The organism is Novosphingobium sp. Chol11, from assembly GCF_945870625.1.
In the GTDB taxonomy this organism is placed as follows: Bacteria; Pseudomonadota; Alphaproteobacteria; order Sphingomonadales; family Sphingomonadaceae; genus Novosphingobium.
Map to the genome: position 1 here is coordinate 1 of NZ_CAMBTS010000104.1, position 11,105 is coordinate 11,105.

Here is an 11,105-nt window from a genome sequence, read left to right on the forward strand (position 1 = left end):
CAAACAACGTGAAAGGATCAAGCGACAAACCATCGAGCATCGGCGCTTGCAACACCGCAAGCTCGCCGCCTAAAACCCAACCCCAGACGAGGCCCGCACTCCGCTAATTTACGCCGCGAGTTGTGCCAAATGTTCTGACGACGGACAGCCGCGTTGATAACGTTCATTTGAATGATAACGTTCACTTCGTCAAGTGGTGTTCCCCGTCGCTGCCGTCGGCGCACACCGATGGCGGCATCGCTGCGCCCGGCGTTAGCGGCGCTTGCCCCGCGCCTTGGAGAAGACTACCTGCCGCCGTATGGCCTTGATCTCCAATCCGAAGCTGCGCTGGATCGTCTGGTCTGGGTGGAAGGGGCTGTGTCCGCGCTGCGGCAAAGCGCCGATGTTCGCCGGCTGGCTGAAACTGGCCAAGACCTGCCCGGCCTGCGGGCTCGATTATTCCTATGCCAGCACCGATGATGGCCCGGCGTTCTTCGCGCTGTGCATCACCGCGTTTCCGCTGATGTTCGTGGTGGTGTGGGTGCAGGTGCGGTTCGATCCGCCCTGGTGGGTGCACCTTATCACCTCGGTGCCGATCCTCGTGCTCGGCTGCATCGCCTCCTTGCGCCCGTTCAAGGGCTGGCTAGCGGCCTCGCAGTATGTCAACCAGGCGGCGGAAGCGGGGGCCGCAGACGTTTCGAACGACCCGAACGCCAGCGCGAAAGCCGACGATCAACCCTGACCGTTAGCCCTGACGATAATCCGCGATGATCGCCCCGCAGGCGAGCAGGTCTTCCTCATGGCTCACCTCGCGCCACGTTTCCTCCAGCGCTTCGGCTTCCCACTGCTGCATCGCAGGGTGCGCGATCACGCGATCGACCCACGCCTGCCCCGCACCGACATCAAGCCCATAAGTCCGCACCCGGAACGCCACTGGCGCGTAGAACGCATCGAGCGCGGTAAATTCCGGCCCCGCCAGCCACGGCCCGCCGAAGCGCGCCAGAGCGGTTTCGAACAGTTCGCGCACCCGGGCCACATCCTTGAGCAGCGCCGGCCGCATCGGAAGCGGCTTTACCCGCACGCCGACATTCATCGTGCAATCGTTTCTGAGCGCGGCGAAGCCGCCGTGCATTTCGCAGACCGCGCATTGTGCAAAGCTGCGCGCGGCGGCATCTTCGGGCCAGATCCCGGCATGCCGCTGCGCCAGATAAAGCACGATGCCAAGCGAATCCCACACCGTTTCCGCGCCGTCGATCAGCACCGGCACCTGCCCGGTTGGCGAGAAGGCGCGGAACTCTTCGAAATTATCCGGTTTGGCAAATGGCTCCAGCCGGTCGGAAAACTCGATGCCGAGCGCCTTCATCAGCACCCATGGGCGCAGCGACCAGCTCGAATAATTGCGATTGGCCGTGACCAGAATATAACCCATGTGGTTTACTCCGTGTAATGCGCGGTCGTCCTTGCGCGCACGTCTTCGGCGCTTACGCCGGGCGCCAGCTCGACAAGGCGAAACGGTTCGGCATGGCTTGGCCGCGCAAAAACCGCCAGATCGGTGATCACCATATCGACCACGCCCTTGCCGGTCAGCGGCAGAGTGCAGGCAGGAATGAACTTGGGGCTGCCATCCTTGGCGCAATGTTCCATCACCACGATGATCCGCTTGACCCCGGCGACCAGATCCATCGCGCCGCCCATGCCCTTGATCATCTTGCCGGGCACCATCCAGTTGGCGATGTCGCCATTTTCGGCCACTTCCATCGCGCCGAGCACGGTGAGATCGATATGCCCGCCGCGGATCATGGCAAAGCTGGTCGCGCTGTCGAAAAAGGCGGTGTTGGGCAGCTGGCTGATGGTCTGCTTGCCCGCATTGATCAGATCGGCGTCCTCCTCGCCGGCCACCGGAAACGGGCCGATGCCCAGCATGCCGTTCTCGGACTGGAGCGTCACCTCCATCCCGGCCGGGATATGGTTCGCCACCAAAGTCGGAATGCCGATGCCAAGGTTCACGTAGAACCCGTCCTGCAATTCATGCGCGGCGCGCGCGGCGATCTGATCGCGGGTCCAGCCCTGCGTTATGCCATCATGCTTGGTCATCAGCCGACATCCGTGTTGCGGGTGGTGAGGAACTCGATCTTCTTGTCATAAGGCGCGCCCACGATCATCCGCTGGACATAGACCGCAGGCAGATGGATCGCATCGGGATCAAGGCTGCCAGCGGGCACCACTTCCTCGACTTCGACCACGCAAACTTTGCCGCAGGTGGCTGCGGGCACATTGAAATTGCGCGCGGTCTTGCGAAACACGACATTGCCGGTCTCGTCCGCTTTCCACGCCTTCACCAGCGCGAGATCGGCAAAGATGCCCTGCTCCAGAATATAATCCTGCCCGCCGAAGCTTTTGACCTCCTTGCCCTCGGCCACCAAAGTGCCCACGCCGGTCTTGGTGTAGAAGCCCGGGATGCCCGCGCCGCCGCTGCGCATCCGCTCGGCAAGCGTGCCTTGCGGGGAAAACTCGACTTCGAGCTCGCCTGCCAGATACTGGCGCTCGAACTCCTTGTTCTCGCCGACATAGCTGGCGATCATTTTCTTGACCTGGCGGCTGCGCAGCAGCTTGCCAATGCCCTCGTTGTCGATCCCGGCATTGTTGCTGGCGAAGGTGAGGTCCTTGACCCCGCTTTGCAGCACCGCGTCAAGCAGCCGCTCGGGAATGCCGCACAGGCCAAAGCCCCCGCAGGCGATCAGCAGCCCGTCGCGCAGCAGACCGTCCAGCGCGGCGGCGGCGTCGGGATAAAGCTTGTTGGCCATCGATATGCTCCGCTCAAGGTAAGGTGGTTTAGCGCGCGGCGAGATCGATGGCGAGCACTGCCGAAAGATCGGCCAGCGCCTGCGCCTCGCTCGTCACCTTGATCGCGTGCATACCCAACTGCGCCGCCGGTTTGCAGTTCACGCCCAAGTCGTCAAGATAGATGCATTCGGCAGGCGCAAGGCCCAGTTTCTCGCACATCATCAGGTAAATGCGCGGATCGGGCTTGCGCACCCCGGCCTTGCTGCTTTCGATGACATGCTCGAAGCGCGCGAAAATCTGCTCCAGCGCGTCGGCGCGATCGGCGCTGCGCGCAAGGCCAGCGCCGCTCCCGGTCGGCACGTTGTTGGTGATGCAACCGATCCGCAGGCCGGCCCCCACCAGAATATCGAGCGCCGCCACCATCGCCGGGCGCACCGCGCCGGCCAGCACCGCGAGCACCGCGCCGCCTTCGAGCGCGTGGCCCTGTGCCGCCGCTTCGGCGGCAAACAGCGTGTCGAACGTGGCGGTATCGATCTCGGCGCGTTCGAATTGCGCCCAGGCGTTGCCATCGGGATTGATCGCATTGACCCGGCGGACGAAATCCTGCGGCAGGCCGCGTTCGGCCTCAAGCCGGTTGAACGCTTCGAACGGCGAGGAGGTGATCACCCCGCCGAAATCGAAAATCACCGCGCGATACTTCATGAGGCGTCCTTGTTTGCGTGGGCCTGCCTGAATGGGCCTGATGGAATGGACCTGTGTGAACAGGTGCCGCCATAGCGCTTGCCCCTGACCCGGCAAGATGCCGCGCTGAATTGATTTTGATCAATGCGGATCATTGGAACGCTGCCGTAGTTAAGGTCCCGTGTTCAGCAAACTTAAGAAGGAGAAATGCCGTGCGCTCGATCCTCTGCCCTGCCGATGCCGCCAAGACCCTTGATGACCGCGTAGAGACCGCGCTGGCGCTCGCCCGCCTTGTCGATGGCCATGTTGCATTCGACTTTGCCTCGCCCTTTGGCCAGATGATTGCGTGGGAGCCGTTTGGCGGCGCCGCGCTGACCGCGCAAGTGATCGATCAGGCGCGCGACAACGATCGGGCGCTGGCCAGCGCGCTCGAAGCGCGGCTGGCACCGCAGGATGTGCCCTTCGATGTCGAAATGACCGACGCGGGCCGGATCGAAGGGGTGACCGCAGCGGCGCGCTATGCCGATGTTATCGTGATGGGCCTGAGCGATCCGGTGATCGAGGAAATCGTGTTGGGCACGCATTGCCCGGTGCTGGCGATCCCCGACGGTGTCCCCTTGCTGCGCTTTGATGTGCCGATGCTGGTGGCATGGGACGGCGGGAATGAAGGCGCGCGGGCAATGCGCGCGTCGGTTCCGCTGCTGCGGATGGCCAGCGCGGTTCACCTTGTGGTGGTTCGCGACGATGACGAGCCGTTTGCCGGAGCGGAAGCCGCCAGCTATCTCTCGCGCCACGGCATTCATGCCGAAGTGCACGCGATCAAGCGGGAGGGAACGGCTGCCGCGATGATCGAGGCCACCGCGCACGAACTTGGCGCGGGGCTGATCGTGATGGGCCTGTTCGGCAAGTCGCGCCTGCGCGAGATGGTGCTGGGCGGCGTGTCGCGCGCGATGCTCGATCATTCGCGCATTCCGCTCCTGCTGGCGCACTGAATTTTGCCCGGGCGGCGGCCCATATCGCTGTCCGATGCTGCAGTGCACACAAATTCGGGCCCGTCTCAAAGGGTTGGATTAATCGCCCCTTCATTATCGCAACGCCGCGTATACGCGATTCGGCGCAGTGTTCGTGCTAGGCATACGAATATGCGAAAATCACATGACACCCCGGGCATTTCGCACTTGCGGAATAAGCAATTTGGTGTCATATGAAACTTGCCTTTCAGGCATCCTCTCCCAAAACTTTGAAGCCCGGCTGGCAACGGCCGGGCTTTTTTTGTGCTGGTCAGGTCCGGCTGATACGGCGCAAATCGGCCTCGGAGCTTGACGCGCGGGGCGCTCTGGCCTAGTGGCCTGCGCTTGATTTGCCCGAAGCGCCGGATATAGCGGGTTCAGGCACGTGATTCGATTCGAACAAAAAGAGCAAACCCATGAAGCGCACTTTTCAGCCCAGCAATCTTGTGCGTGCCCGTCGCCACGGTTTTCGCGCCCGCACCGCCACGGTGGGTGGCCGCAATATCCTTCGCGCACGCCGCGCCCGGGGCCGCAAGAAGCTCTCGGCCTGATCGAGACTGTTGCTTGCCATCCGGCGGCTGATGGTGCTTGCAAAAGCCCGCCCCGCCCGGATCTGAAGCTTGCCGTGATCACCAAGCGGGCAGATTTTCTGGCCGCAAACAACGCCATCCGGGTCGCAAGGCCCGGATTTGTGCTGTTGGTGAACCGGCGGCCGGGCGACGAAAGCGCACTGCGCTTCGGCGTGACGGTGACCAAGAAGATCGGCAACGCGGTGATGCGCAATCGGATGAAGCGCCGGTTTCGCGCGCTGTTGCGCGAAGTTCTGCCGCAGCAGGGCGTGCCGGGCGCAGACCATGTGCTGATCGGCCGCGACACCGGCGTCGAACGCGATTTTGCGCTGCTGCGACAGGAATTGGCCGGTGCGCTGGCGCGCGCTGCGGCGGGCAAGGGCGATGCGCCGCGCAAGGGACGCGGACAACGCCCGCCGCCGCGCAAGTGACGCGCGCATGAAACGGCTGCTGATCCTGATCGCGCGCGGCTGGCAGATCGGCCCATCGCGCGTGCTGCCGCCCACCTGCCGCTACAGCCCGTCGTGCTCGCAATACGCGATCGAGGCGCTCGAACGGCATGGTGCGATTAAAGGTGGCTGGCTCGCGGCGAAGCGGCTATTGCGCTGCCATCCTTGGGGTGGCCACGGTTATGATCCGGTGCCCTAGCGGGCGTTTGCAATGCCCAGGCACTCGCCCATCCTGAGTGACTTTTTTTACGTGAGGTACAGTGGATAACCAGCGCAATCTGATTCTGGCGGTAGTGCTGATGGCGCTCATGCTGGTGGGCTGGGAATCCGGCCTGCGATATTTTTATCCGCCAGCGCCCCCTAGCGCGCAACCGGCAGCCCCGAATGCCGCGCCTGCCCCTGCTGCCGCGCCTGCGCAGCAGACGCGCGAGGGCGGGCTGCTCGATCCGGGCGATGTCGCTCTCGAAAAGCTGGACCTCAAGCAATCGCTCGCCGCCGGGCAGCGCGTGGCGATCGACGCGCCGGGCCTTAAGGGCTCGATCAATCTGGCAGGCGGCCTGATCGACGATCTGACGCTCGTCCGCCATACCGAAACCATCGCCAAGAACAGCCCGCCCGTGCGGCTGTTCTCGCCCGCAGGCACCCCGGCGCAGCATTATGCGCAAGTCGGCTGGGTCGGCGAGAACGGCGTAGCCGCGCCCGATGCGCGCACCCTGTGGCAGGCAAGCGCGCCCAAGTTGACGGTGAAGACCCCGGTCACGCTGAGCTGGAGCAACGCCTCTGGCCAGACTTTTGCGATCACTTATGCGATTGACGCCAATTACATGATCACAGTGCGCCAGTCGGTGCGCAACGCCGGGGCTGCGCCAGTTTCGGTCAAACCCTTTGCCCTGATCAAGCGCACCGAAAAAACCGCCAGCCTCGACACGTGGAATGTCCATGCCGGCCCGATCGGCGCGTTTGCCGAGGCAGTCAGCTTTGCCACCAACTATGGCGACGTTGCGAGCGCGGGCACGGTCACGCCGGAAGGCCCGGCCAACTGGATCGGGTTTACCGACATCTACTGGCTCTCGGCGCTGATCCCCGATGCGGGGACCCGCCCGCAAGCCGATTTCCGCTCGCTTGGCGCGGGTCTGTTTCGCGCCGATCTGATCTATCCGGCCACGACCATCGCGCCGGGGCAAACGCAGACCCAAGGGGTGCGCCTGTTTGCCGGGGCCAAGGAAAACCGCGTCCTCGAAGGGTATGAGGCGCAAGGCGTTCCCAACTTCTCGCTCTCGATCGACTGGGGCTGGTTTTACTGGTTTGAGAAGCCGATTTTCTGGTTGCTCGATTCGCTGTTTCGCGCCTGCCACAATTTCGGCCTGGCGATCATCCTCCTCACCGTGGTGGTGCGCGGCATGATGTTCCCGGTGGCGCAGCGCCAGTTCGCCTCGATGGCGGCGATGCGCGCGATCCAGCCGAAAATGAAAGCGATCCAGGAGCGCTACAAGGACGATAAGCAGAAGCAGCAGCAGGAAGTGATGGCGCTGTACAAGGCCGAAGGGGTGAACCCCTTGGCCGGATGCCTGCCGATCTTCCTGCAGATCCCGGTGTTCTTCGCGCTCTATAAAGTGCTCGTCCTGACCATCGAGATGCGCCACCAGCCGTTCGTGCTGTGGATCAAGGACTTGTCCGCGCCCGATCCGCTGCATGTGACCAATCTGTTTGGCCTGCTGCCGTTTACCCCGCCCGAGTTTCTGGCGATCGGCATTCTCGCGATCCTGCTCGGCATCACGATGTGGGCGCAGTTCAAGCTGCAACCCGCCGCGATGGACCCGGCGCAGCAGCAGGTGATGGCGATCATGCCGTGGATGATGATGTTCGTGATGGCCCCGTTTGCGGCAGGGCTGCTGATCTACTGGATCACGTCGAACCTGCTGACCATCGCGCAGCAGAAGTATCTCTATAGCAAGCACCCGACGCTCAAAGCGCAGGCGAGCAAGGATCAGATCGACATCGACCGGAATGTTGCGCGCGAAACCAAGGCCGCCAAACCGGTGAGCAGGCCCAAGACATGATGGCCAGCGCGCCGAACCCGGATAGCCCGGCCCCCACCGGGACCGAACGCATCGACGCGATCGATCCCGCCTGGCAGGCGGCACTGGAAGAGCGCGCGCGGATGCTGTTTGCCGGGCCGATCGAGTTTCTGAAATCGGCGCCCGCGCTCCAGTTCCTGCCCGATCCCGAAATGCCCGAAGTAGCGTTTGCAGGCCGCTCGAACGTGGGCAAATCCTCGCTGCTCAACGCGTTGACCGGGCGCAAATCGATTGCCCGCGCCTCGGTTACGCCGGGCCGCACGCAAGAGCTCAATTTCTTCGAGGTAGGCGAGCCTGCGCTGCTGCGGCTGGTCGACATGCCGGGCTATGGCTTTGCCAAGGCACCGATCAAGGTGGTCGAGCAATGGCACCGGCTGGTGCGCGATTATCTGCGCGGGCGGGTGGTTTTGAAACGGACGCTGCTGCTGATCGATGCACGCCACGGGGTGAAGCCGATCGATGTCGACATGATGCGCATGCTCGATGAGGCGGCGGTCGGCTACCGGGTGGTGCTGACCAAGGCGGACAAGATCAAGGCGAGCGAGCTGGCCGAAGTGCTCGCGGCAACGCAAGCCGTGGCGCGCAAGCGGATTGCCGCTTTTCCGCAAGTGCTGGTGACTTCAGCCGAGAAGAAGATGGGGATTGCCGAGCTGCGCGCGGCGGTGCTGGCCGATTCGGAAAGCTAGGCAAGACGCTTCCGGTCGGTGGTGCCGATCGCGGGTTCGCAGGCTTCCAGAATGTTGTCGAGCGAAGTAGGCATAGCAATAAAATAACCCTGCAGAAATTTGCAGCCGATCAATGCGGCTTCAAGCGACTGGTTTTCGGTTTCGATCCCTTCAAACACACATTCCAGATTGAGCGACCGCGCCAGATTGAGGATCGCGCCAAGGAACTTGCGCCCTTTGCTCGAGCTTAAGCGCGCGGCGAACGTGCGGTCGATCTTGACGATATCGATGGGCAGGAGATGCAGCGAGCTCAGGCTGGAATAGCCGGTGCCAAAATCATCGAGCGCGATCATCGCGCCGCAGGCACGCAGCCGCTTGAGCGCGGCGCTTGCCGCCGGAAAATCGCGGATCAGGCAGGTCTCGGTCACTTCGAACACCAGCCGCTCGGCAGCAATACCGGATTGCGCGAGCCGTTCGAGCAAGGCCGAAATGGTCTCGCCATCGGTGATATCGGGCGCAGCCAGATTGAAGGATAGCCGCATTTTGGCCGGAAGCAGGGCGAGCGCGGACAGCGCCCGGTCAAACAGCGCCAGCGTGACCGTCCGGGCAATGCCCAGCCGCTCGGCGCAGAGGAACAACTGCTCCGCTGGCACCGGCCCGATGGCGGGCGAGGTCCAGCGGGCAAGCGCCTCAACCCCGATCATGCTCCCGCAGCCGGCCGCCACGATCGGCTGATAGACCAGCTCAATATCCTGCGCGAAATCGCAGCCCTGCAGGGCGGATTCGAGCGCCTGCTCGGACCGGATCAGATGCTCAAGATCGGCCGAGAAATGAACACAGCCGCCGCGCGCGTGCCGTTTGGCGTGATAAAGCGCAAAATCGGCGCGATCGAATAGATCGTGCGCGGTCGACCCGGCTTCCGGATAAGCGGCCAGCCCGATCGAGCAACCGACCGAGATGCGGGCATCACCGAGCTGGACCGGGCATTTGATGCGGTCGCTGATCTGCTGGATCCGCCGTTCCGCATCGGCGGCGGAGCCTTGCAGGATAACCCCGAACTCATCGCCGCCAAGGCGCGCGATCCGCGTGCTCGCATCGCTCAGGCTGGCCAGCGCGTGGCCGATCGCCTGCAGCAACCGGTCGCCCTGCGCGTGACCCAGATTGTCATTGACCGGTTTGAACCGATCAAGATCGATGAGGCCGATGCAGAATGCGTCATCAGGGCCCGATCTGCTGAGCAATTGCTCCAGCTTGGCAAAGAAAAAGCGCCGGTTGGGCAACTGGGTAAGCATGTCGGATTGCGCCAGCCGGGCGTTTTCCTCGCCCAGCAGCTCCGCCTGAAAGCGCTCTGCCTGCAATTCATGGCGCGACCGTTCGAGGTTCACAAATGCGGCAAAGCTATCGCGGTTGACCTTGAGGACGAGTATTCCGACCAGCAGGATGTTGATCGCAATGGCGATCAGCACCGTCTGCCGCTGGGCAAGGCAATAGATCAAGAACCCGCCCAGGACGATGTAACAGACGATGCGGGCGGCATTGGGCAAGTAGCTTAAACAGAAGATGCAGCCCAGAACCGTGATCGCGACAAATACCGCGATGTGGCCATGTTCGATCAGGCCGCCATATTGATCGAGCGTGAGCGCCCACAGCAGAAACCCGATCGACAGGACGAGGCTCATCACCGTGGTGCGCTTCAGCATGCGCTCGGCAAACGGTTGATCGACTTTGCGCATGTCGAGCGGCGCGACCCATTGGTAAAACCGGACCGCGCAAACCATGATGAGAATGCCCGGGATGATCTGCGTCAGGAGCTGCGGGGCCAGCCCCATATGGGTATAGGCCACGGCCGCCGCATTGATCGCGAGCAGGGCATACATTGGGGGAAGCTGGCGGCGCAGCTGCAAAAACTGCATGACCGCGAGCGGGCGCACGACCGGGTCATCATGCGCATCGGCATGTCCGGCCTTAGTCGAGGGCAAATCGCGCGCGTTCATGGTTAGCCAACGATTAGGCGCAAAAGTATTGTGATCGCAGTAACCGGACCTTGCGCGGCCCTACCTATACTGGCGCCGTGCTGCGGTTCGCGGCGCTGCCTCGACAGCGCCATGCCAACCGGCTAGGAAGAAACAGCGAGAGGTTATCAATTTAAAACAGCTTTAAACGCCGATCCGATCAAAGGAAGAGACGATGAAGCTCGTCATTGGCAACAAGAGCTATTCGAGCTGGTCGCTGCGCGGCTGGCTGGCTGCCAAGCAATCGGGTCTCCCGTTTGAAGAGCAGGTGATCCCGCTTTATGGCGCGGGCTGGGACACTGTCTGGCGCAGCGAACCCTTGCTCGCCCCGTCGCACGGCAAAGTGCCGGTGCTGTGGGACGATGACGTGGTGGTGTGGGACAGTCTGGCGATCCTCGAACACCTTGCCGACAAAGTGGGCCGCGACCGGTTTTGGCCCAAGGCCGCGCCTGCCCGTGCGATGGCGCGGGCGATGGCGGCGGAGATGCACGCCGGCTTTGTCGCGCTTCGCCGCGAATTGCCGATGAATCTGCGCCGCGCCCCCGCGCCGCTCCCGCTTTCCTCTGCCGTGCATGCCGATGTGGTGCGCATCCTCACGCTATGGGCCGAAGCGCGGGCGCGCTATGGGCAAGGCGGGCCGTTTCTGTTTGGCGCTTTCGGCGCGGCGGACATCGCGTTTGCGCCGGTGGCCCTGCGGTTTACCACTTACGGTGTGGCTGTGCCCGGGTTCGCGCGGGCCTATATGGATGCGCTGGGCGATCACGAATGGATGCAGGCCTGGGTCAAGGCTGCGGCGCTGGAGGAATGGACGATCCCGCAGTTCGATGAAGCAGCCGCTGGCTAACGCAGCTTGGCAATCGGCAGTCCGTCGGCGCGGG

Annotated in this window: 13 protein-coding genes; 8 read left to right on the forward strand and 5 right to left on the reverse strand. The window is 63.2% G+C overall.

The genetic code is table 11. From position 1 onward, the window contains the following. Positions 1 to 298 precede the first annotated feature (298 nt). A complete protein-coding gene (locus tag Q0O40_RS13450) occupies positions 299 to 721 on the forward strand; it encodes a DUF983 domain-containing protein (protein ID WP_295530812.1) in 423 nt (140 codons plus the stop codon). A gap of 3 nt (positions 722 to 724) precedes the next feature. On the opposite strand, the gene Q0O40_RS13455 is transcribed toward Q0O40_RS13450, so the two are convergent. The 4 genes from Q0O40_RS13455 to Q0O40_RS13470 are packed head-to-tail and all read right to left on the reverse strand — an operon-like array spanning position 725 to position 3,465. Continuing rightward, positions 725 to 1,408, reverse strand: a complete 684-nt coding sequence (locus tag Q0O40_RS13455; RefSeq protein WP_295530813.1) for a glutathione S-transferase family protein — start codon at positions 1,406 to 1,408, stop codon at positions 725 to 727. Between the two features lie 5 nt (positions 1,409 to 1,413). Then, complete coding sequence (locus tag Q0O40_RS13460) at positions 1,414 to 2,073, reverse strand: CoA transferase subunit B (protein ID WP_295530815.1); 660 nt, start codon at positions 2,071 to 2,073, stop codon at positions 1,414 to 1,416. Further along, the gene (locus Q0O40_RS13465) at positions 2,073 to 2,783 is read right to left on the reverse strand and encodes a CoA transferase subunit A (protein ID WP_295530817.1); all 711 of its coding nucleotides are present in this window, start codon (positions 2,781 to 2,783) and stop codon (positions 2,073 to 2,075) included. The genes Q0O40_RS13460 and Q0O40_RS13465 overlap by 1 nt, the downstream gene beginning before the upstream one ends. Positions 2,784 to 2,811: 28 nt before the next feature. Then, positions 2,812 to 3,465, reverse strand: coding sequence for an HAD-IA family hydrolase (locus Q0O40_RS13470; protein WP_295530820.1), 654 nt, complete (start codon positions 3,463 to 3,465; stop codon positions 2,812 to 2,814). Between the two features lie 191 nt (positions 3,466 to 3,656). On the opposite strand from Q0O40_RS13470, the gene Q0O40_RS13475 reads away from it, so the two are divergent. From Q0O40_RS13475 to yihA, 6 genes are all read left to right on the forward strand, one after another. Further along, the gene (locus Q0O40_RS13475) at positions 3,657 to 4,436 is read left to right on the forward strand and encodes a universal stress protein (protein ID WP_295530823.1); all 780 of its coding nucleotides are present in this window, start codon (positions 3,657 to 3,659) and stop codon (positions 4,434 to 4,436) included. Between the two features lie 434 nt (positions 4,437 to 4,870). Continuing rightward, on the forward strand, positions 4,871 to 5,005 hold the full coding sequence (gene rpmH / locus Q0O40_RS13480; RefSeq protein ID WP_295530826.1) for a 50S ribosomal protein L34: 135 nt from the start codon (positions 4,871 to 4,873) through the stop codon (positions 5,003 to 5,005). A gap of 74 nt (positions 5,006 to 5,079) precedes the next feature. Beyond that, a complete protein-coding gene (rnpA, locus tag Q0O40_RS13485; protein WP_367183753.1) occupies positions 5,080 to 5,454 on the forward strand; it encodes a ribonuclease P protein component in 375 nt (124 codons plus the stop codon). 7 nt (positions 5,455 to 5,461) lie between these two features. Continuing rightward, positions 5,462 to 5,671 (forward strand): membrane protein insertion efficiency factor YidD, encoded by a 210-nt coding sequence (gene yidD / locus Q0O40_RS13490; protein ID WP_295530828.1) that lies wholly within the window; start codon positions 5,462 to 5,464, stop codon positions 5,669 to 5,671. A gap of 61 nt (positions 5,672 to 5,732) precedes the next feature. Further along, positions 5,733 to 7,532 carry a membrane protein insertase YidC gene (gene yidC / locus Q0O40_RS13495; protein ID WP_295530830.1) on the forward strand — a complete coding sequence of 600 codons (1,800 nt, stop codon included), beginning with the start codon at positions 5,733 to 5,735 and terminating at the stop codon, positions 7,530 to 7,532. 101 nt (positions 7,533 to 7,633) lie between these two features. Next, the gene (yihA, locus tag Q0O40_RS13500; protein ID WP_295530838.1) at positions 7,634 to 8,236 is read left to right on the forward strand and encodes a ribosome biogenesis GTP-binding protein YihA/YsxC; all 603 of its coding nucleotides are present in this window, start codon (positions 7,634 to 7,636) and stop codon (positions 8,234 to 8,236) included. Here the strand turns inward: yihA and Q0O40_RS13505 are convergent. After that, on the reverse strand, positions 8,233 to 10,209 hold the full coding sequence (locus Q0O40_RS13505) for an EAL domain-containing protein (RefSeq protein ID WP_295530832.1): 1,977 nt from the start codon (positions 10,207 to 10,209) through the stop codon (positions 8,233 to 8,235). The two genes, yihA and Q0O40_RS13505, sit on opposite strands and share 4 nt — an antisense overlap. A 193-nt stretch (positions 10,210 to 10,402) precedes the next feature. On the opposite strand from Q0O40_RS13505, the gene Q0O40_RS13510 reads away from it, so the two are divergent. Then, positions 10,403 to 11,071 (forward strand): glutathione S-transferase family protein, encoded by a 669-nt coding sequence (locus Q0O40_RS13510; protein WP_295530834.1) that lies wholly within the window; start codon positions 10,403 to 10,405, stop codon positions 11,069 to 11,071. Positions 11,072 to 11,105 lie beyond the last annotated feature (34 nt).

Coding starts and splice junctions, on each gene's coding strand:
- Q0O40_RS13450 (WP_295530812.1), top strand. CDS start 299: ATGGCCTTGATCTCCAATCCGAAGCTGCGCTGGATCGTCTGGTCTGGG.
- Q0O40_RS13455 (WP_295530813.1), bottom strand. CDS start 1,408: ATGGGTTATATTCTGGTCACGGCCAATCGCAATTATTCGAGCTGGTCG.
- Q0O40_RS13460 (WP_295530815.1), bottom strand. CDS start 2,073: ATGACCAAGCATGATGGCATAACGCAGGGCTGGACCCGCGATCAGATC.
- Q0O40_RS13465 (WP_295530817.1), bottom strand. CDS start 2,783: ATGGCCAACAAGCTTTATCCCGACGCCGCCGCCGCGCTGGACGGTCTG.
- Q0O40_RS13470 (WP_295530820.1), bottom strand. CDS start 3,465: ATGAAGTATCGCGCGGTGATTTTCGATTTCGGCGGGGTGATCACCTCC.
- rpmH (WP_295530826.1), top strand. CDS start 4,871: ATGAAGCGCACTTTTCAGCCCAGCAATCTTGTGCGTGCCCGTCGCCAC.
- yidD (WP_295530828.1), top strand. CDS start 5,462: ATGAAACGGCTGCTGATCCTGATCGCGCGCGGCTGGCAGATCGGCCCA.
- yihA (WP_295530838.1), top strand. CDS start 7,634: ATGCTGTTTGCCGGGCCGATCGAGTTTCTGAAATCGGCGCCCGCGCTC.
- Q0O40_RS13505 (WP_295530832.1), bottom strand. CDS start 10,209: ATGAACGCGCGCGATTTGCCCTCGACTAAGGCCGGACATGCCGATGCG.
- Q0O40_RS13510 (WP_295530834.1), top strand. CDS start 10,403: ATGAAGCTCGTCATTGGCAACAAGAGCTATTCGAGCTGGTCGCTGCGC.